Annotated in this window: 20 protein-coding genes; 11 read left to right on the forward strand and 9 right to left on the reverse strand. The window is 71.6% G+C overall.

From position 1 onward, the window contains the following. Positions 1-30: 30 nt before the first annotated feature. Positions 31-1515, forward strand: a complete 1485-nt coding sequence (locus ACZ6S4_RS29500; RefSeq protein ID WP_465478201.1) for an amino acid permease — start codon at positions 31-33, stop codon at positions 1513-1515. 37 nt (positions 1516-1552) lie between these two features. Beyond that, on the forward strand, positions 1553-1693 hold the full coding sequence (locus ACZ6S4_RS29505) for a hypothetical protein (protein ID WP_465478032.1): 141 nt from the start codon (positions 1553-1555) through the stop codon (positions 1691-1693). Between the two features lie 340 nt (positions 1694-2033). On the opposite strand, the gene ACZ6S4_RS29510 is transcribed toward ACZ6S4_RS29505, so the two are convergent. Together ACZ6S4_RS29510 and ACZ6S4_RS29515 are read right to left on the reverse strand one after the other, a co-directional pair. After that, on the reverse strand, positions 2034-2609 hold the full coding sequence (locus tag ACZ6S4_RS29510; RefSeq protein ID WP_465478033.1) for a hypothetical protein: 576 nt from the start codon (positions 2607-2609) through the stop codon (positions 2034-2036). 1020 nt (positions 2610-3629) lie between these two features. Further along, a complete protein-coding gene (locus ACZ6S4_RS29515; protein ID WP_465478034.1) occupies positions 3630-4613 on the reverse strand; it encodes a hypothetical protein in 984 nt (327 codons plus the stop codon). A 101-nt stretch (positions 4614-4714) separates the two neighbouring features. Between ACZ6S4_RS29515 and ACZ6S4_RS29520 the strand changes: the two genes are divergently transcribed. Together ACZ6S4_RS29520 and ACZ6S4_RS29525 are read left to right on the forward strand one after the other, a co-directional pair. Next, positions 4715-5215 carry a helix-turn-helix transcriptional regulator gene (locus ACZ6S4_RS29520; protein ID WP_465478035.1) on the forward strand — a complete coding sequence of 167 codons (501 nt, stop codon included), beginning with the start codon at positions 4715-4717 and terminating at the stop codon, positions 5213-5215. A gap of 70 nt (positions 5216-5285) precedes the next feature. Continuing rightward, positions 5286-5993: a hypothetical protein gene (locus ACZ6S4_RS29525; RefSeq protein WP_465478036.1), complete on the forward strand. Its 708-nt coding sequence runs from the start codon at positions 5286-5288 to the stop codon at positions 5991-5993. Between the two features lie 350 nt (positions 5994-6343). On the opposite strand, the gene ACZ6S4_RS29530 is transcribed toward ACZ6S4_RS29525, so the two are convergent. Then, positions 6344-7276: a helix-turn-helix domain-containing protein gene (locus ACZ6S4_RS29530; RefSeq protein ID WP_465478037.1), complete on the reverse strand. Its 933-nt coding sequence runs from the start codon at positions 7274-7276 to the stop codon at positions 6344-6346. A gap of 71 nt (positions 7277-7347) precedes the next feature. Here ACZ6S4_RS29530 and ACZ6S4_RS29535 point away from each other — a divergent pair, with 71 nt between their 5' ends. The 4 genes from ACZ6S4_RS29535 to ACZ6S4_RS29550 all read left to right on the forward strand — a co-directional run bounded on the left by ACZ6S4_RS29535 (position 7348) and on the right by ACZ6S4_RS29550 (position 10083). Next, positions 7348-8283 carry a saccharopine dehydrogenase family protein gene (locus tag ACZ6S4_RS29535; RefSeq protein ID WP_465478038.1) on the forward strand — a complete coding sequence of 312 codons (936 nt, stop codon included), beginning with the start codon at positions 7348-7350 and terminating at the stop codon, positions 8281-8283. 180 nt (positions 8284-8463) lie between these two features. Next, entirely contained in the window at positions 8464-8640 is a 177-nt protein-coding gene (locus ACZ6S4_RS29540) for a hypothetical protein (protein WP_465478039.1), read from the forward strand. Between the two features lie 126 nt (positions 8641-8766). Further along, positions 8767-9645: a S1C family serine protease gene (locus tag ACZ6S4_RS29545; RefSeq protein WP_465478040.1), complete on the forward strand. Its 879-nt coding sequence runs from the start codon at positions 8767-8769 to the stop codon at positions 9643-9645. A 33-nt stretch (positions 9646-9678) separates the two neighbouring features. After that, positions 9679-10083 carry a PPOX class F420-dependent oxidoreductase gene (locus ACZ6S4_RS29550; RefSeq protein WP_465478041.1) on the forward strand — a complete coding sequence of 135 codons (405 nt, stop codon included), beginning with the start codon at positions 9679-9681 and terminating at the stop codon, positions 10081-10083. Between the two features lie 93 nt (positions 10084-10176). Here the strand turns inward: ACZ6S4_RS29550 and ACZ6S4_RS29555 are convergent, their stop codons facing one another. Beyond that, on the reverse strand, positions 10177-13638 hold the full coding sequence (locus ACZ6S4_RS29555) for an ATP-binding cassette domain-containing protein (RefSeq protein WP_465478042.1): 3462 nt from the start codon (positions 13636-13638) through the stop codon (positions 10177-10179). Positions 13639-13826: 188 nt separating this feature from the next. Here ACZ6S4_RS29555 and ACZ6S4_RS29560 point away from each other — a divergent pair, with 188 nt between their 5' ends. Beyond that, on the forward strand, positions 13827-14114 hold the full coding sequence (locus ACZ6S4_RS29560; RefSeq protein WP_465478043.1) for a DUF1905 domain-containing protein: 288 nt from the start codon (positions 13827-13829) through the stop codon (positions 14112-14114). Positions 14115-14123: 9 nt separating this feature from the next. Here ACZ6S4_RS29560 and ACZ6S4_RS29565 read toward each other — a convergent pair whose 3' ends face one another. The 4 genes from ACZ6S4_RS29565 to ACZ6S4_RS29580 all read right to left on the reverse strand — a co-directional run bounded on the left by ACZ6S4_RS29565 (position 14124) and on the right by ACZ6S4_RS29580 (position 16987). After that, positions 14124-15305: a metallophosphoesterase gene (locus ACZ6S4_RS29565; protein WP_465478044.1), complete on the reverse strand. Its 1182-nt coding sequence runs from the start codon at positions 15303-15305 to the stop codon at positions 14124-14126. Positions 15306-15339: 34 nt separating this feature from the next. Next, the gene (locus ACZ6S4_RS29570) at positions 15340-16011 is read right to left on the reverse strand and encodes a nucleoside/nucleotide kinase family protein (RefSeq protein WP_465478045.1); all 672 of its coding nucleotides are present in this window, start codon (positions 16009-16011) and stop codon (positions 15340-15342) included. 16 nt (positions 16012-16027) lie between these two features. Beyond that, complete coding sequence (locus ACZ6S4_RS29575) at positions 16028-16678, reverse strand: hypothetical protein (protein WP_465478046.1); 651 nt, start codon at positions 16676-16678, stop codon at positions 16028-16030. 66 nt (positions 16679-16744) lie between these two features. Beyond that, positions 16745-16987, reverse strand: coding sequence for a hypothetical protein (locus ACZ6S4_RS29580; RefSeq protein WP_212994669.1), 243 nt, complete (start codon positions 16985-16987; stop codon positions 16745-16747). 302 nt (positions 16988-17289) lie between these two features. Between ACZ6S4_RS29580 and ACZ6S4_RS29585 the strand changes: the two genes are divergently transcribed. Beyond that, positions 17290-18102 carry a polysaccharide deacetylase family protein gene (locus ACZ6S4_RS29585; protein WP_465478047.1) on the forward strand — a complete coding sequence of 271 codons (813 nt, stop codon included), beginning with the start codon at positions 17290-17292 and terminating at the stop codon, positions 18100-18102. Further along, complete coding sequence (locus tag ACZ6S4_RS29590) at positions 18099-19148, forward strand: glycoside hydrolase family 26 protein (RefSeq protein WP_465478048.1); 1050 nt, start codon at positions 18099-18101, stop codon at positions 19146-19148. The genes ACZ6S4_RS29585 and ACZ6S4_RS29590 overlap by 4 nt, the downstream gene beginning before the upstream one ends. Here the strand turns inward: ACZ6S4_RS29590 and ACZ6S4_RS29595 are convergent. After that, on the reverse strand, positions 19138-20007 hold the full coding sequence (locus ACZ6S4_RS29595) for a bifunctional 5,10-methylenetetrahydrofolate dehydrogenase/5,10-methenyltetrahydrofolate cyclohydrolase (RefSeq protein WP_465478049.1): 870 nt from the start codon (positions 20005-20007) through the stop codon (positions 19138-19140). The genes ACZ6S4_RS29590 and ACZ6S4_RS29595 overlap by 11 nt on opposite strands. Positions 20008-20009: the final 2 nt, after the last annotated feature.

The following is a 20009-nucleotide window of genomic DNA, read 5'->3' on the forward strand; positions in this document are numbered from 1 at the left end:
GCGCCGGACAGAGGGGAGCCCACCGTGTCGATGATGCGGACCAAGCCGATCGAGGTCGTCCTGGCCCAGAGCGGCGACCAGGCCGAGGAGGGCCGCGAGGGAGACGGACGGCTGCGCCGGCGGCTGGGGCCGGTGGACCTGATGGGCTTCGGGATCGGCATCGTCATCGGTACGGGCATCTTCACGCTGACCGGCATCGAGGCCCGCGACCACGCCGGCCCGGCCGTCATCGTGGCGTTCGCGCTGGCCGGGGTGGCCAGCCTGCTCGCCGCTCTGTGCTACGCCGAGCTGGCGTCGAGCGTGCCGACCGCGGGCAGCGCCTACACCTACGCGTACGCGACCATGGGCGAGATCGTCGCCTGGATCATCGGCTGGGACCTGGTGCTGGAGTTCGCTTTGGGCGCCGCCGTGGTCGCCCGCGGCTGGTCCGGCTACCTGGCCGAACTCTTCGACCTGCCCGGCACGTTCTTCGGCGAGGACAGCGTCGTCAACCTGGGCGCGGTCGCGATCGTGCTGCTGCTGGGCGCGGTCGCCACGGTCGGCATCCGCCAGTCGTCCCGCGTCACCAACGTGCTGGTCGTCGTCAAGGTGGCGATCTGCGTCTTCGTGGTGATCGCCGGTGCCTTCTTCATCAAGGCGGCCAACCTGACCCCGTTCGTCCCGCCGTCGCAACCGGTTGAGGACGACGCGTCGGGCCTGACCCGCCCGCTGTCCCAGCTGCTGTTCGGCATCGACCCGTCGGCGTTCGGGGTGGCCGGGGTGCTGACCGCGGCGGCGGTGGTCTTCTTCGCGTACACCGGCTTCGAGGCCGTGGCCAACCTGGGCGAGGAAACCCGCAAACCCCGCCGCGATCTCCCGCTGGGCCTGTTCGGCACGCTGGGCGTGTCGGCCCTGCTGTACGTCGCGGTCTCGTTCGTGGTCGTCGGCATGGTCGACTACCGCCAGATCGACCGCGGCGCCCCGATCGCCTCGGCCTTCGACGCGGTCGGCGCGGGCTGGGCCTCGAGCCTGGTCTCGATCGCGGCGGTGGCCGGCCTGACCAGCGTCATCCTGGTCGACATCGTGGCGATCGGCCGGATCGGCTTCGCGATGTCCCGCGACCGCCTGCTGCCGCCCAAGGTGGGCGCGGTCCACCCCCGCTGGGGTACGCCGTACCGGACGACCATCGCGGTGACCGTGGGGATCGCGCTGCTGGCGGGCTTCGTGCCACTGTCGTCGCTGGCCAACCTGGTCAGCATCGGGACGCTGTTCGCCTTCGTGGTGGTGTCGGTGGCGGTGCCGGTACTGCGGCGGACGCGGCCACAGCTGTCCCGGCCGTTCCGGGTGCCGCTGTCCCCGGTCCTGCCGATCGTGTCGGCGTTGGCCTGCCTGTATCTGATGACGAACCTGTCGGTGGAGACCTGGCTGCGGTTCCTGGCGTGGCTGGGGATCGGGCTGGTGGTCTATCTGACGTACGGGCGGCGCAACAGCCGAGCCGCGGAACGCGAGGCGCAGGGGGCGGGATCGGCCCACTGACCCGCCCTGGCTTGTCGCACGCTCGTACGCTGCGACCATGGGATGGGTCCTCGGCACGGTGGCGCTACTCGTGGTCGCGGCGGTCGCTCTTGGCCTTGCCCGCGACGCCAGCCTCGCGCGGCGGATCGGCCGCGAGGTGAACAAGCATGACGAAAGCTCGGCCGCCGAGTCCGATTGACCGTCGCAGGTCGCCTCCTGTTGAACCCGGTCCACAGCAGCGGGAACACCGCTTCCGGGGAAGTGAACGGTTCCGGGAGCGGCTCGCCGCCGTCCATGGCGGTCAGCGCCGCACGGGCCCAGCCGATCTCGTTCCATCCCGGCCACTTCGAAAGCTCGGCGAGCCAGCCACCGCGCCGCGGCCCGCTGCACCCCGGGATCCATCCGTCGGAGACGTCCAGCAGATCCCGATGATGCTGGGCCACACCCAGCACGTTGCCGCGCAGCTGCCGCAGCCGATCCGACGGCGGCCGGTCGCCCCACGCTCAAGCGTCGTACCAGTCTTCCTGGCAGCCTTCGCCCTAGCCGTCCTGACCGCCGTCACCGCCGTTCTCGCCGGTGTCGTCGCCGGTGTGCTCGGCCGCCGGTGGTGTTTCCCGGGCGACACCGTGCCAGTACGCGGCAGTGGCGCTGGTCTGCCGCACGATCGTCTCCGCCGCCTCCTCGTCGGGCCACAGCTGCAGCAGATACCGGTCCACGGTCGGTTCCTCGGACATGACGGTGTCAACGTCCCGGGCGGCGTCCATCCCGGCAGCGCAGTACCGCGCGCGCAGCGGGCCGGTGCCGGGTAGCCGGACGTCGAACGAGTCCTGGAACGACCGGACGCACATGTCCACCGACGGCGGGGTGAACGGCACGTCGACGATCTCCTCCCAGCCGGCACCGGGTTCCGGTGCCGTGGCGTGCCACTCGATACGCAGCGGCACCCGGCCGGTGTGCAACCCGGTGATCATCGACAGGACGCCGGGGGTCGCGGCCCCGGCGAGCCCGTTCTGCTGACCCGCCCACGTGTCATCCAGGTCCGGGTACTCGTCACCCCCGGTCAGGAACATGAACCCGTAGTGCACCGGCACGTCAGCGTCGAACAACACGATCATGACCTGATCGTGCCGGACCGTGCCCTCCCGCGCACAGGCGACACCTGCATCGGTCGCCACCCTCAGCCCCGGCATGTTCCGGGGGTGAGGCTGAAGATGATTGACGTGCAAGAGTTCGCGCGGAGGCTGAGCACTCTCGGAGCTGATGCGTTCACCAGCGACGATGTCGTGGACCTGGCCACCGCAGCCGACGTGCGCGTCACCGCTGACCTCGAGATCGACGCCACCCTGGCGCAGCGCTTGCTCGACCAGATCTCGCCCGTGCTGCCAGTCACCGGAGCACAGATCGCGGCGTCACCATGGCCGCCACCCATGTCGTCACGCCCGGCGGCGCCTTCAGTGACGTTCTCCAGCCTCGGCGCCGTCGACGGCCCGGCCGATCAGCCGTCGCGATCCCGCCGTTCTGGACCCGCGCGTAGCGGCCGACGACCGGGATCTCGACGAACTGGCAGGTAAATCTGCCGGCCCATTCCAGCGGTTCTGACTGCTTGGACGGCGACGGGTGGCCGACACGGTACATGTTTCGACTTACCGGGGTCCGGCCGTCACCGTCGCCCGTCCGGCGCAACCACCACGCTCCTCGCACCAGCGGTCGGCTATGAGACGAGCTGTGAGACCAGCTCTCGCCGCCATCAGCGGCTGAACTTCGTCGTCTTGCCCCAGCCCTGTTTCGTACGTCCGGCAGGCTCGACGCACGATCATGCCAGTCAGCACGCGGACCGCGGCATGAGAGTGCACGTCGGGGTCGGACAGCCGCCCGTCATGACCGCTCTCTCGGAGCGCCGCGCTCCCACCAGTCGTGTGGTGGCTGCTCCTGAATCATCGCCGCGGCGATCTCCATCTGGAGGTAGTTGCAGTACTTCCTCAGTTCCTTCGCCGCTCGCGAATACTGGAACAAAACTCGATCCACGTCAGAGGCGTCAAGCTCGCCGGCACGGTAGCGATCGACATCCGCACCGACGCGTGCGACCAGGTCTCCAGCCCGGACCGCAATAGATCAGTGACTCCGGGCGGAATGCATCACCCTGCGAGTCGGCGGCATGCGTCTCGGTCATGGGGCAGGCCGGCTCGGCTGAAGACGAGCCGACAGCTGCCGTTCTGCGGGTTCCAGAGTTCCCGGTCATCGTTGGCGGCCAAGGCTCGCAGCAGTGCACGCTGCGCGTCCGTCAAAGGTTGCTGCTGGCCGTACCGTTCTGGGAAGGCGAAGCTCACCAGAGCGCCCCAGCCGCTGTCGAAGCCGGTCCAAGAATCCTTCCTGACAAGACCGCAGGCCTCTGCGACGATCGTGGCGAAGTCCGGTGCGGTCCGGATCGCCGCAGCGACCAAGTCACCTCGGTAAATTCCTGGGGGCGGTGGCTCGGCAAGCGCGGCACGTATCAGTTCCTGACTGCGCGGATCGTCGTCATGGATCAAGGCCGCTCGCAGCCGGACTGCCGGCTCCGGGTCGGTCAGCAGCCCGCGCACATCGACGCCGAGCTCGCCCAGGCAATACACCCAGGTCTCTCGCGGCCCCGGGGCACGAGTCGCGAGGTCCGCAACGAGAACCGCGAGATCACCTCGCTCATCCGCCAAGGGCGCCATCTGGGCGATAGCCACAACATGGGTCGCTCGGGACGCAGCGTGGTCCGCTGGTAAGAACTCAAGCAGCGGGAGCACCACTGGGTATGCCGCAGCGACGGCGTCAGCCAGGTCCGGTAAGGCCGCAGCGAAGTAGTCGTGGCCCGCCAAGGCGGTCACACTCCGGGCCGCGTCACCGAGAAATTGCAGCAGGTATTCGATGGTCTCCGGGTGTGCGCGCCCTTCGGCGAGCAACTCGGTCACAGCCCTGACCGCAGGCGCGGTCGCCGTCTCAGGGAACCCCTGGTGCAGTACCGCGACGTCAAGGTGCTCCAGCGCCGCCCGACGCGCCTCGACATCACCGAACTCCAGAGCATGCAGGTGCGCCGGCGTGTCTGTTGCCCGCCCGTACGCGTGCTGCAGCCGGCCCCAGTCAATTGCCGCCATCTGTCTCCACGCCGTTGATCCAACCACCACCGACGACACGCCGCGCTGAGCCTCTTCCCAGGTTAGGCTCGGCCCGCATTCCTGACCTCAGGGAGTTGTCGATGCGTTTCGCCGCCTGGCTCGGGTCATCGTCCGTCCGCGGGCGCGTGCTCATCGCCGCCGTCCTGGTCGGCTGTTTCGTCTGGTCGATGATCATTGTTGGGTTGTCGTTCGCGATGCTGGAGCACGGCGCCGGACAGTGGTGGGTCATTCCGCTTTTCGGCGCATTCGTGCTGGCGGTCGCGGTGCTGGCAGTCCGCTGGCTCCCCGCGCCCGCCTCCCGCGGGGCTGACACGGCACGGACCGATCTGTCCGTACCCGCTGCGGCCCACCGTCCGGGGCGGCCTGAGGTGCAGCGCAAGCCCGCCGAGCCGCTGAGCTCGCGCGAGCTGGAGGTACTGCGACATCTGGCAGCCGGCCGCACCAATGCGGAGATCGCCAAGGTGCTCTTCATCGCGCCCGGCACGGTGAAGGCTCACCTCAACCACATCTTCCGCAAGCTCGAAGCGGCAAGCCGTCTGCAGGCCGTCGCGCACGCCCGGCAGGCCGGTCTGCTCGAGTAAACCCTGTCTGACCCGCTGGTAGACCGTTCGGCAGATGCCGCCGCCCGGCGGTCTTTCTAGCGTCCGTGGCATGAAGCAGCTTCTTAGTCAGTCCGCGCCGTACGCCCTCGCCGCGGTATTCACGGTCGTCGTGCAGGGCTTGTCCCTGATGGAGTTCGTCCCGCTGCCAATCGCGGTGCTGGTCGGAGCAGGATGGGCGGTCCTCGTCGGGCTCGCCGCGCACTGGATTGCCCGCAGACCGGCGCTGAGCGCTTGGGCCGAAGACTGCCTTGTCGCGCTGGGCTGCGTGACCATGGCGCTGTTCGCATTCGGCGGCGCCGTCGGGCTGATGATGCTGGACGCCGCACTGGACAGCTCCTCGATCACCGGAGAGACGATGGTGACGATGTTCCTGCCCAGCATTCCCATCGCGATTGCGGCGAACGTTCCCACCGAACTTGTGACAATCCCGGTTCTGCTGGTCCTCGGATGGCGTCGCGGCATCCGCCGGATCCTTTTCGTCACGGCGACCACGCTCTACTTCATTCACCGGATCTGGACCTACCTCGTGTTCGCCTCCGATCGCTTGGACTTCGCCGCGGCGGAGCGGTCCACAGCAACGTTGTCCCCGGCAGAGAAACATCAGTTCGCCGTAGCGCTGCACGTCGACGACCCGCGATGGGTGATCAACCTGCTGATTTTCGCGGTCTTCCTGCTCTCCGCATTCTTCTCTCGGCTACGGGAGGTCCACAGCTTTGCCGTCTCCGCCGCCGTGCGTGCGGCTGACTCGCGTGCATAGAACCACGCACTCTCATCGGCAGTTCCGCGCACCCGTGCCGAATGGAATCATGATCGTTCACACGCAGCGCGAACGGGCTGAGGGGCGATCGCCGGCTCCATCGGCAGTCAACATTCGCGAGTGGCACTCGTTCTCACGGGCACTACGACGCGCGGCGTCGGCGTGGTGGCGCGGAAAGTCGCGAACATCTGGCGCCCGAAGGCGCGGACGAAGCCAATTAGTATCCCGGCGGCGAACTGGATCATGAAAGCGGGACCACGGCGATCGCCGGGCCGCTGACATCATTGAGCTGTCGATCGACGACAAGCCCTACTGGCTGCCGCAGGGTGTCGATCCGCGGCTGGCGCCGGTCAGCGGAACGTGCGCCGGTAGGTCTCCGGCGGCACGCCCAGCTGACTGTTGAAGTGCCGCCGCAGCGTCGTCGCCGTGCCCATCCCTGTCCGTGCCGCGATCTGCTCGACACTCAGGTCCGACGTCTCCAGCAACTCCTGGGCCAACCGCACCCTCTGCGTCAGCAGCCACCGCAACGGGCTCACCCCCGTCACCGCATTGAAGTGCCGCGCCAGATTCCGTGAGCTCATCCCCGCCCGGCGCGCCAGCTCCCGCACCGTCAGCGGCGAAGCAACGCGTTCCAGCGCCCACGGCAGCAGCTCCGCCAGCGCGTGGTCCGGCCCGTGTCCCACCGCGGCCGGGATGAACTGGGCCTGGCCGCCCTGCCGGTGCGGGGGCACCACCAGTGTGCGGGCCAGGGCGTTGGCCACCGCCGTACCGTGGTCGGTCCGGACCAGGTGCAGGCAGAGGTCCATGCCGGCCGCCTTGCCGGCCGAGGTCAGCACGTCGCCGTCGTCGATGTAGAGCACGTCCGGGTCGACGTCGATCGCCGGGTAGCGGTCGCGCAGCAGCGCCGTGTGGGCCCAGTGGGTTGTCGCGCGCCGGCCGTTCAGCAGGCCCGCCTCGGCCAGGATGAACGCGCCCGTGCACAGCGACGCCACCCGGGCTCCGGCCTCGTGGGCTGCGCGGACGGCGGCGACCAGGGCCGGCGGTGGCGGTTCGGCGGCGTCGCGGCAGGACGGAACGATCACTGTGTCGGCTTCCGACAGGGCTTCCAGGCCGTGCTGGATGCCGGCCTTGAGCCAGCCGCCGACGGCTGCGCCGTCGTCGCCGCAGATGGTGAAGTCGTACCAGGGGTCGGCCAGTTCGCGGTCCACGCCGAAGACCTCGCACGCCGCGGCGAGCTCGAACAGCGGGGTGCCGTCGGTGACGGCCAGGGCGACGGAGGACATGTCCGAAACTGTACGGGGTATGGCGTTACGGACGCTGGCCGTACCGGATCGGGTCGGCCAGGCTGATCACCATGAGTGAGCGGATCGCGGTGCTGGGCGCCGGGGGTCACACCGGCGGGTTTGTCGTCGCCGAGCTGCGGCGGCGGGGGATGACGCCGATTCCGTGCGGTCGCGCCACCGACCTGGACGGGGCGTTCCGGGACGCCGACGCGGTGATCAACTGTGCCGGTCCGTTCGCCGCGACCGCCGCGCCGACGATCGAGGCCGCGATCCGGGCCGGGATTCCCTACCTCGATGTCACCGCCGAGCTCGAGGTCGTCGCGGACACTTTCGCGGCCTTCTCGGGCGCGGCCGTCCCGATCGTGCCGGCGGCCGCCTTCTACGGCGGCCTGGCCGATCTGCTCGCGACCGCGGCGGTGGGGGACCGGCCGGTCGCCGATCACCTGACCATCGCGTACGCCCTCAGCAGCTGGCGCCCCACCCCCGGCACCCGGGCGACGGGCCGGGTCTCCGCGCAGCGCCGCGACGGCCGGCGCGTCACCTACACCGGCCGCCGGCTGCAGCACCGCACCGGCGACGCGCCCCGCACCGACTGGACCTTCCCGGCGCCCGTGGGCACCCGGCCGGTGGTGGGTGAGTTCACGACGGCCGACAGCGCCGTGATCCCGACCCACCTGGACGTCCCCGAGATCTCCACGGTCATGACGAGCAACGCGGTCGAGGACCTGCTCGCCGCTGATCCGTCGGGGCCCGTTGCGGTCGACGAGCACGGGCGGTCGGCGCAGACATTCCTGATCGAGGTCGTCGCGCGCTCGGGTGCCGGGGAGCGCCGGGCGGTGGCCAGCGGCCGCGACATCTACGCGGTCACCGCGCCGCTGGTCGTGGAGGCGGCCGCGCGGATCGTGGCCGGTGAGGGTGCGTCGGCCGGTGTCGCTTCGGTGGGGGCGCGCTTCGATCCCGAGGACTTCCTGAACGCGCTCAGCCCGCGGCATCTGACACTCGGCTGACATACTCGCCGAGTGAGAGGCGCGCCGCTCCCGAGGGTGTTTTCGGCGTGGCCGTCGCGGGGGGCGCCCGCTACCTCATCCGCCGGCCTTTGGCGCCCGAGTCGGTTGCCGGGTTGGTGCAGGCACCGCGCACCCGCTGATGTGGAGGAGAGTCACCGCCCGGACACCGCAGTGGGCGCGGTGAGCGACCCGGCGGCTCTGGCCGAGGCCGAACAGGTCATGGTCATGAACGCCGCCCTGGCCGCACACCGCGGCGGAGCCGCCACGCTGGTCGCCACGGAGGCCGGCATTCCGCTCTACCGCCGGCTGAACTTCACGGTCACCTCCACCGCGACCTGGTACATCCGGGGCTCCTGAGGGCCGCGGGAACGGCGACAGCCGGCCACGCCGCCTACAGCGAACCCACAGAGAGTTCACCGGCCGCTGACAAGGTGCCGGGCAACAGTTGGGTCATCACCGCTTACAGATGAGGCGAGGCGCGCCATGACCGATCTGCTGACCCGGCCCCCGTACACCGAGGACACAACGTCGACCGGCACCCTGCCGCCGCTGCCGCCGAATGTGATCAGCCACCGTGGCGGGGGAGACCGGCACTGGCCGCGGCGGGTCGCCGGCGGCGCCGCGGTGCTCGCGCTGATCGCCGGCGGCGGTACGGCGGGAGGCCTCGTCGCCGAGCACTACGCCGACCGGGCCTCGGCCACCACCGCCGCCACGGCGACCACCGCCACCGCAGTGGCCGTGAGCGAGAGCAACAGCCTCGCCCCGATCGCCGCGAAGGTCGCACCCAGCATCGTCACCGTGCTCATCGACAGCGCGAACGAGTCGGCGCTCGGCTCCGGAGTCGTGCTCGGTGCCGACGGGCTCATCCTGACCAACAACCACGTCATCGCCTCCGGGGGCACGGTCAGCGTGCGGCTCGCCGATGGCCGTACCGTGCCGGCCAAGGTCGTCGCCGCCGACAGCACCCACGACCTGGCGCTGGTGCAGGCGACCGGGGTGTCCGGGCTGACCCCGGCCACATTCGGGGCCGACGACAGCGTCGCCGTCGGCGACACCGTGCTGGCTTTCGGCGCACCGCTGGGCTTGGAGGGCACCGTCACCTCCGGCATCGTCAGTGCTCTGGACCGTGAGGTCGGCACCGGCACCGAGCAGCTGACCGGCCTGCTGCAGACCGACGCGCCGATCAACGAGGGCAACTCGGGCGGCGCCCTGGTCGACACCTCCGGCAACGTCATCGGCATCAACGTCGCCATCGCCACAGCCAGCGACCAGAGCACCGGCAGCGTCGGCGTCGGTTTCGCCATCCCGGCCGGCACGGTCACGACTGTGGTGCGGCAGCTGCGGACCCAGGCCGCCTCTTGACCTGAAGTCAGGTGCAGGTGGTCGACTGCGGAGATGACCTTCACCGCAGCAGAACTCGCCTACCTGGCCGGCCAGCCGCTCGGCCGCCTGGCGACCGCCCAGCCCGACGGCACCCTGCAGGTCAGCCCGGTCGGCTTCCGCTGGAACAGCGACCTGGCGACCATCGACATCAGCGGCTGGCACATGGCCGCCAGCCGCAAGTACCGCAACGTTCTGGACAACGGGCGGGTCGCCTTCGTGGTCGACGACCTGCCCTCGACGGACCCGTGGCGGGTGCGCTGCCTGGAGATCCGGGGCGTCGCCGAGGCGGTCCGGCCGGCCACGGGCGAGGCGATCATCCGGATCCACCCGCGCCGCATCATCAGCTTCGGCATCGACGACCCGGACAGCGAGCCGCACGCCCTGGTCCCGAGCAAGCGGGACGTGGTCAGCCGCTAGGAGGAGGCCGGGCGGCCGCTGAAAGGCCGGGCGACCGCTGAAAGGCCGGGCGACCGCGAACGCCGGCGGCGGGATACCGCCGCCGGCGATCACTCAGCCGGCCAGGTGGCCGTACCTGTCCTCCAGCTCACGCCAGGTGCCCTGCGCGACCGCGCGGCCACCGATCAGCACGACCACCTTGTCGGCGCGGGACAGCGCCGCGCGCTTCGAGGTCGAGCCGACCACCGTGACGCCGTGCTCGCGCAGCGCCCGCCACAGCTCCAGCTCCGTCGTGACGTCCAGCGCGGACGACACGTCGTCGGCGATCAGCAGCTCCGTGCGCGGCGCCAGGGCCCGGGCCAGCGCCAGCCGTTGCAGCTGGCCGCCGGAGAGCCGGGTGCCCTTGTGGCCGATCAGCAGCTGCAGGCCGCCACCCGCCGCCGCCAGGTCGTGCTCCAGCTGCGCGGTGCTCACCGCGTCGGCGGCGTCCACCTCGTGGCCGAGCTGGATGTTGTCGGCGACCGTGCCGGACAGCACCCGGGGCAGCTGGGCCACGTAGCCGACCTGGTTGGGCCGCAGGAACACCTCCGGCTCGTCCACCGGCCGGCCGTTCCAGGTCAGCGAGCCGGTGTGGTGCACGATCCCGGCCAGGGCCCGCAGCAGCGACGACTTGCCGGCGCCGACCGGGCCGACGACCAGCACCAGCTGGCCGCGCTCGACGACCAGGTCGATGTCCTGGGCGCCGACCGTGCCGTTCTCGTGCACCGCGCTGAAGCCGGACAACTCCAAGGTGCGCAACGGGTTGCGCGGCGAAGCCGGCGGCGCGTCCGCGGTGCCCTGCGCGATGTCCACGCCCGGCACCGCCGACGAATACTCCGCCACGCCGGCCATCGCCACCGTGCGGCGCGTCCACACCCGGGCCGACGGGAAGTGCGACACCAGCGAGGCCGTGGTCCACGCGAACCACCGGGCCGCGCCCAGGGTCGCCACCGCGATCAGCGTCGCCGCCGCCGACAGGTCGCCGGCCAGGTACATCGCCCAGGCGGCGATCGGCAGCAGGCCGCTGACGACCGACGGCGTGGAACGGGCCCACACCTGGATCGAGATCTCCCGGCGCTGCCGGTCGCTGCGGGTCGCGTCCAGCCCGGCCAGATGCTCCAGCACCGAGCTGGTCGCGCCGGCCAGTTTCACCGTGCGCGCCGCCGACAGCGAGGACACCAGCGCGGTCGCGAACGCCGCGCGGGCCGCCACCGTGTGCCGGGCCGCGCGTTCCAGCCGGGGCCCGAACAGCGTCGCGGCCAGGCCGGAGATCACCATCGTGCCGACGAAGAACGCGGCCGGTACGAACGAGCGGGAGGCCGCCGTCATCGTCACGATCATGACCAGGCTGACGCCGGTGTCGATCAGGTTGTCGGCCAGCATGACGACGCGTTCGGTGTCACCGCCGTGGGCCACGACCTCGGCCGGGGTGTACTTGCTGACCCGGCGCGGGCCGATCTGGCCGTGCACCAGCCGCATGCTGATCCGCAGCATCTGCCGGACCCACCACTCGGGGAACCAGGCGCCGGTGTAGTACAGCGCCGGGATCGCCACGATCAGCCCGGCGGTGATGCCGATCGCCGGCCACATCGGGTCGCCGATGCCGTCGACGACCTGCGACCACAGCAGCGGCAGGATGGCGCCGTCCAGGCCGAGCAGCACCAGGACGACGAACAGCGAGATCGCGGCGAGGCCGTACCGCGGGTCGTTGGTGGCCAGCCGGGCGATCTCCCGCATGGTGCGCGCGCGGGGGGCCGGCGGCAGCGGCGGCGGGTCGGCCAGCGGCAGCGTGTTGCCCAGCTCGGTGCGCAGCGGCTCCTCCGGCTCACGTTCGAGCAGGGCCACCCCGCCCGAGGTGCGCGCGGGCGCCGTGACGTTGGAACTGGCGAGCAGCTCGGCGAAGCGCCGCGACTCGCGCAGCGGCCCGGCCTCCAGCACCTGACCGTCGGCGAGCACCACGACCTCGTCGCAGCGGCGCACCGAGGACAGCCGGTGCGCGACGATGACGCCGATTCGGCCCTCGAGCAGCCGGTCGGTGGCGCGCTGGACCCAGGCCTCGGTGACCGGGTCCATCCGGGCGGTGGCCTCGTCCAGGATCACCACGTGCGGGTCCCGGACCAGGATCCGGGCGAACGCGACCAGCTGCTCCTGCCCGGCCGAGAGCACGTAGCCGCCCTCGCCGAGCTGGGTGTCGATGCCGTCGGGCAGCGCGTCGGCCCAGGAGGTCAGGCCCAGCTCCTCCAGCGCGGCGCCGGCCCGCGGCTGCAGCTCCGGGTCGAACAGCGCGATGTTCTCCGCCAGGGTGCCGGCCAGGATCTCGGTGCGCTGCGGGACGATCGCCGTCCACCGGCGCAGCCCCTCGACGTCCAGGTCGACGATGTCGGTGCCGCCGAGGAAGACGGTGCCGCGGGGCACGTCCACGGCCCGGGTGAGCACCTTGGCCAGCGTCGACTTGCCCGAGCCGGTGCGCCCGATCAGCGCGTAGGACCGGCCGCGGGTGAAGGACAGGTTGATGCCGCGCAGCGCCGGCGGGCGCCCGGAGCCGGCCTCGCCGTAGCGGAAGGTCAGATCCCGGACGTGCAGGTCGCCGTCGACCGGCGGCAGGCCGGCGGTCGGCTCCTGGGGTACGGCCCGCAGCGACTGCACGCGGCTCCAGGCACCGAGCGCGTTCTGCAGCTCCGGCACCATCCGGGTGACGTGTTCCAGCGTGCCGCCGAAGCCGAGCGCGAGCAGCCACACCGCGGTGAGCCGCGCACCGTCGACATGCCCGGCGGTCAGGGCCCAGGCGCCGACGATCACGAGTCCCGCGATCAGCACCCGGGTGATCGCCCCGGCGCTGAGGGTCACCCGCGACGACGTGGTCCATACCTTGCGGCCGCGGATCAGCACCTCGCGGGCGCGCTGGGCGTAGAGCCGGCGGACGTACGGGGCGGCCAGGCTGGTGCGGACGTCGTCCTGGCCGTGGACCGACTCCTCCATCACCGCGGCCAGGTCGGACCAGGCCTCCTCCTCGCGCACCCGCAGCGGCGAGATGCGCTGGACGGGTTTGGTCAGCACGGCCACCAGCAGGATCGAGACGAGCAGCATGCCGATGCCGGCCGGCCACCAGGCGAAGAAGGCGGTGACGATGGAGAGCACCGCCACGGCGAGGGACTGGGCCAGCCGTACGCCGCTGCCGCGCAGCTCGGAGCCGACCTGGTAGACGTCGCTGTCGATGCGGTCGAGCAGCTCGCCGACCGGCGTGTTCTCCAGGGCGGGCAGCTCCTGGCCGAAGGCGACCCGGCACAGGCCGCGGCGCACGGTGGCCGCCCAGTCGGCGGTCAGCCCGGCGACGACCAGGCCGACGATGACGTCGCTGAGCACGGACACCACCAGGGCGATGGCGAGCAGCGTGAACAGCGGCACCGACCGGTTGACCAGCACGGCGCCGGCCAGGCCGAGGGCGCCGGCCTGCCCGGCCGCGCCCAGCACGATGAGGACCGCCACGAAACCGGTGCGCCGGGGCGAAGTCGCCCATAAGTCGCGGAGCAGGCGCATCGAAAGTCCTCACGGATAGGGGAAGGCGGTGACTCCATCCTGCGGTGCGTGCGGGTGCGGACTCAACGCAATTACGCGGCCGCCGATTATCACGTGCGTCACCATGGCGGGGATGTCGAAAAACCGGTATCGGCTTCTACCCGTGGGCGACGGCGTCCGACGGAGGCGCCCCGGCACTGGAGCACACGATGACACTGACCGCCGGACCGCTCGACACCGAGTTCACGGCCGTGCTGGAGAAGAGCGCCGCGGACAACGGCTGGACGTACGTGATCATGCCGGGCTCGGCCGAGCTCTTCGGCACCCGCGGCCTGGTCAAGGTGCGCGGCACGGTCGACGGTGAGCCGTTCACGAGCTCGTTCATGGCGTTGGGCGACGGCCGGCACAAGCTGCCGGTGAAGACCGCCCTGCGCCGCCGCATCGGCAAGGAGGCCGGCGCGAGCGTGACCGTGCGCCTGCTGGAACGCCTGAACTGACCGCCGGGGTCAGGCCGCGCGCAGGGTGAGCAGGGTGATCTCGCTCGGCGCGAAGATGCGGAACGGCGGCCCCCAGAAGCCGGTGCCGCGCGAGGTGTAGAGCTGGGTGCGTTCGCCGTGCCGGCTCAGGCCCTGCAGCACCGGCTGGTCCAGCCGGACCAGGTAGTGGAAGGGCCACATCTGCCCGCCGTGGGTGTGTCCGGACAGCTGCAGGTCGACGCCGTGCGCCACCGCCCCGGTGACCTGCTGCGGCTGGTGGGCCAGCAGCAGCACCGGCAGGTCCGGGTCGGCGCCGGCCAGGGCGGCCTCGTGGTCCATGTGGTGGCCGGGCACGCCCGAGCCCGCGGCCGTACGGTCGTCGACCCCGGCCACGACCAGGCTGTCGCCGTTGCGGGTCACCACGACGTGCCGGTTGTGCAGGGCCTCCCAGCCCAGCGAGGCCATGTGCTCGACCCAGCGCTGGGCGCCGCTGAAGTACTCGTGGTTGCCGGTCACGTAGACCCGGGCCAGCCGGGCGCGGACGTCGCCGAGCGGGGCCGCCTGCTCGCGGCGCTGGGCCACCTCACCGTCCGCGATGTCGCCGGTGTGCGCGACCACGTCGGGCTCCAGCGAGTTGACGACGTCGACGACACCACGCGACCAGCGGGCCCGGTCGATCGGGCCGTAGTGGGTGTCGGTCAGCAGCACGACCTTCAGGCCGTCGAGCCCCTTACCGAGCCGCGGGATGCGCACGTCGATGCGGCGGACCCGGGAGACGCGCATCGCTTCGGCGTACCCCCAGAGGAGCAGGACCGTCGCGACCACCGCGACCGACGCCGTGACGATCCGGGACCGGGCCGGGTCGGCGACGCCGGCCAGGGCGAGCGCCGCCCGCAGCACGTTGCCGAGCAGCGACCAGACGAACAGCACCCAGACGATGCCGAGCATGGTGTCGGCGGCCCGGGCGGCGCCGTCGCGGTGGTGCCGGCCGTGCCCGCTGAACATCAGGAACGGGAAGGCCACGACGGCGACAGCGAACAGCGCGGTGCCGGCGGCGAAGACAGCGCCGGGCCAGTCGTTGCCGGACCGGACCAGGGTCCACCACGGCACGCCGAACAGCAGCAGGAGCACGGCCGCAACGATCAGGCCGAATCGCAGGGCGCGGCCGGGCCGGCGACGCGGCTCGGTCTCGACGGTTTCACCGACAGACACAGCAGAAGTCTGCCACGGCCCGGCCGGCGGACGTTCAGGGCGGCGGCGGTGGGGTGCCGATGCTGCGGATCAGAGCGGCCGGGACCAGCAGATCCGCCCGGTCCCGGGTGGCCGCGATCACCGTGGCGTTGCGTTCGTCGGTGCCGGTCGCCCATCGGGCCGCGTCGTGTGCGTTCTTGCCGAAGCGCCGGTGCCGGTCGATCAGCCGGTCCAGCCGCGATTGCTGGTCCAGGTCGGCGTACCAGACCTCGTCGAGCAGCGGCCGGACCTGTTCCCAGCCGCCGGTCGGGACCAGCAGATAGTTGCCCTCCGAGACGATGAGCCGGGTCGCGCGGGGCACTCCGATGGTGCCGGCGACCGGTTGTTCGATGATGCGTTCGAAGCCCGGCGCGTAGATCATCTCGTCGGTGTCCTCGCGCAGGCGGCGCAGCAGAGCCGCGTAGCCCAGCGGGTCGAAGGTGTCCGGCGCGCCCTTGCGGTCGCGGTTGCCCAGGCGTTCGAGCTCCACGTCGGCGAGGTGGAAGCCGTCCATCGGTACGTGCGCGACCCAGTCCGGGCCGGCCGTCTTCGCCAGTGCCGCGACCAGTTCCTCGGCCAGCGTGGTCTTGCCCGCGCCCGGTGCGCCGGCAATGCCCAGGATCGCCCGGCGGCCGTCGCGGACCAGCGCCCGGGCCCGGTCGACGAGCTCGGAGAACGTGACGGTCATGCCCGTACGGTACGGGCTACAGCCCGAGCCGCAACGCGGTGACACCGGCCGGGGAGAGTGGCCTCGTCATGGCGCGCACCAGGTCGCTGTGGATGACGCCGGGCAACTGGGTGCCGAGCGCGCACAGCGCCGGATAGTGGTCGAGGACGTCGCGGTGGCTCAGCGCGCCGACCCCGATCAGCAGGCCGTTGACCGCCGACGGGGTCCGGGCCAGTTCCGCGCACAGCTCCATGCGCCACACCGGGTCGTCGACGTGCGTGGCGAACTCGCGGGCGATCCGGTTGCTCGCCGAGTACGTCTCGTCGGGTGCGGCGTGGCGACCGGAAGGGGCCAGTACCGGCGCCATCCGGACCACGACGCCCAGGTGCAGCGCCAGCTCCGGCACGGTGAGCACCTCGAGGCCGAACGAGCAGGTGTCGCAGAGCGGCTGGAAGGTCTCGGCGTGCACCACCATGGCGGGTCGCGGGCAGTCGGCGGCCGGGCTGCAGACGGTGTCCATGATGATCTCGGCGAGCCGGCCGGCCTCGTCGAAGCGGCCGATGCCGAAGTACGCCGTCGGTGACTCCCGGTAGCGGGCCAGGGCGGCCTGTTCGCTGCCGTAGCCGTCGGGGTCGATCCCGATGCGGGGTACGCCGTGCTGTGCTCGGAGTTGGATGAGCCGGAACATCCTGTTCACTCCCCGGGGTCTTTGAGGACGCTGCAACCGGGGGTACGCAACAGGATGTCCGGCGGTTCACTCCTTACGCTGGGTATAAGAAAACTGGCGTCGGGCACGGTGGCCTGTCAGCAGGAAGCAGTCAAATGTCACTGCGTGTAACGCGTACGTCGCGGCGGTGAGCGCCAGCAGCATGCCCGCCAGCACCAGCGCCAGCCGCGCGTCCAGCACCCGCCAGGCGGTGGGCAGCGCGGCGACGCCGAGGACGAGCCCGGCCTCCAGGGTGGCCTCGGCGAGTCTTCGCGCACGGTCCGGTTTCATGCTCACACCTTCGCCGTGACGGCGGGTGTTCCGCTTCCCTCCGCAGCCGGATCGCGGCTATGACTTTCGGTAGAGGGGCGGCCTGCGCCCCGATCCTGAGCCTCGGCGAGAATGACCGCTGCCGATATGTCGATCAGTGGTCCGGCAGCTGTGCTGGACACCTCGGAAACTGCGCCGTAACGTGGCCTGAGCGGCCACGACGTGCCGCGGACCGGGCCCGGGGCCGAGTTGCGCGAACCCCGAAGCTTGCCGGGATGGCGACCGATAATGGTCATGTCCGTCAGGTGTGGGAGGAACGAACGGTGACCGTTGCGGCGCCGCCGGCATGGGAGTCCCTGCCGGCGCTGATGTATCACTCCGTGTCCGCCGTCGGCGGCCCGCTGAGTGATCTCGCCGTGCCCCGCAGCCGCCTGGCCCAGCAGCTCGGCGCGCTCAGCGAGGCCGGCTACCGCCTCGTCGGGCTCTCCGAGGCGCTCGACGAGCTGGAGCGCGGCAGCACCGAGAAGCTGATCGCGGTCACCTTCGACGACGGCTACCGCGACTTCCTCACCGCCGGCGTGCCCGTGCTGGCCGAGGCCGGCGCCGGGGCCACCCTCTACGCCTCCGTGGGTCACCTCGGGGCGCCGGCCGGCTGGCTGGGCCGCTGGGCGCCCGACTTCGGCCGGCTGCTCACCTGGGACGAGCTCGCCGAGGTGGCCGACGCCGGCATCGAGATCGGCAACCACAGCCTGCTGCACCACCCGCTCGACGTGCTCAGCGCCACCCAGCTGCGCGAGGAGACCCTGCGCAGCAAGGACGAGCTCGAGCAGCGGCTGCAGCGCCGGGTGCGCAGCTTCGCCTACCCGCACGGCTACAACGGCGCCAAGGTCCGGGCCGCGGTGCTGGCCGCCGGGCACGACAACGCCACCGAGGTCGGCCGGCGCCTGCACCGGCCGGGGGAGCGGCGCTTCGCCGTACCGCGGTTGCAGCCGACCCCGGCCATGACCGGTGCCGACCTCGTCGCCCTGGTCGCCGGCGGCGGCTCGCCGCTGGTCCCGCGGCTCAAGCAGCTGGCCCAGCCCGGCTGGCGGGCCGTGCGCCGGGTCGCCCGGGCGACCGGCCGGAACCTCACGTGACGCCGGCGCACCGGGCCGCTCGCGGGCTGACCCGCCGGCACCTCGTCGGTGGTCTCGCCGCGCTCGCCGCCGTGCCGGCCGCCGTCCTTGCCGTACGCGCGATCGGCAGCGACGAGAAGCCGGCCGAGGCCACCAGCTCACCGGGCCGGGCCGCGTCGGCGAAGCCCAGCACGAGCCCCACGCCGGCGGTGGTCACCAAGGGCGGCGGACCGGTGCCGTTCCGGCCCGGCAGGGCGATGCTCGGCGCCTACCTGGGGCTGGAGGGCCGGTCGCTGACCGATAGCCTGGCGCTGCGCCGCAACCAGCTCGGCCGCGACGAGCGCATCGTGCACGTCTTCTACGACTTCACCGATACGTTGCCGCAGGCGATCGAGGGCCTGCCGGCCAAGGCCACGCCCATGGTTTCCTGGCGCGGCTGCCCGCTCGCCGACATCAACTCGGGGGCGAGCGACGCGCTCATCGCCCGCGCCGCGCGCCGGCTCAAGCGTCAGGACCGGCCGGTGCTGCTGCGCTGGGGCTGGGAGATGAACGGCGACTGGTACAAGTGGAGTGCGGCGCGCAACGGCAAGGACGGCCAGGCGTACGTGACCGCGTGGCGGCGCCTGCACCGCATCTTCGCCGAGGAGAAGGCCACCAACGTGTCCTGGGTGTGGAGCCCGAACTGGAACTCCGACCCGGCCACGGAGTGGAACACCTTCGCGGCGCTCTACCCCGGCGACGAGTACGTCGACTGGGTCGGGGTCTCCGGCTACAACCTGCACCGCGAGACCCCGGACAAGCTGTTCGCCGGGATCTACCGGGCCTACTCCGCCCGCAAGCCCATCATGATCACCGAGGTGGGCTCGGTCGACCGCGGCGGCCGGACCAAGGCCGACTGGATCACGCTCTTCGCGCGCTGGGTGGAGGCGCACCCGGCGGTGGGCGCGGTGACCTGGTTCGACACCGACACCCACCCCGGGTACGAGGAGAAGTGGCGCATCGACACCGACGCCGAGTCGCTGGCGGCGTACAAGGCGATGGCGGCGAGCGCCCGATTCAGCGGCTAGCCTTCTCCGCCGCCTCGATCGCATTGCGGAACAGCATCGCCACGGTGGTCGGGCCCACGCCGCCGACCCGCGGGGTGATCGCCCCGGCCACCTGCGCGACCTCCTCGGCCACGTCCGGCAGCAGCCGCCGGCCCTCGTACCGCACGCCGGCGCCGACGACCGTCGCGCCCGGCTTCACGTGCTCGGGCTGGATGATGCCGGGCACGCCGGCGGCGGCGATGAGGATCTCGGCCCGCTGGGTGTAGCGCTGCCAGTCCGGCACGCCGGTGTGTACGACCGTCACGGCGGCGTTCGCGGTCGGCCGCTTCTGGGCCAGCATCATGGCCAGCGGGCGGCCGATGGTCGCGCCCCGGCCCAGGATGACCACCTCACGGCCGGCGACCGGCACGTCGTGGTACGCCAGCAGCGCCTCGATGCCGGCCGGGGTGCACGGCCGGGGCCCGGGCAGGCCCACCGACAGCCGGCCCAGGTTGAGCGGGTGCATGCCGTCGACGTCCTTGTCCGGGTCGACGGTCAGCAGCGCGGCGTCGTAGTCGATGTGCGCGGGCGGCGGGTACTGGATCAGCAGGGCGTGCACGGCCGGGTCGGCGTTGAGCTGGTCGATCGCCCGCAGCAGGTCGTCCTGCGTCGCCTCCGCGCCCAGGTGCACATGCGGCGAGACGAAACCCAGCTCGGCCGCCTGGCGCTGCTTGATCCGGATGTATCCGGCGCTGGCGTCGTCGTCGCCGACCAGCACGGTCGCCAGCGATGGCTGGACGCCGGCCTCGCGCAGCTTCGTCACGCGCTGCGCGACGTCGGCCAGGACCTCGTCGGCCACCGGCTTGCCGGGCAGCAGCCTTGCTTCATGCGGTACGGACATAC

It is taken from the genome of Actinoplanes sp. NPDC051405, from assembly GCF_055586185.1.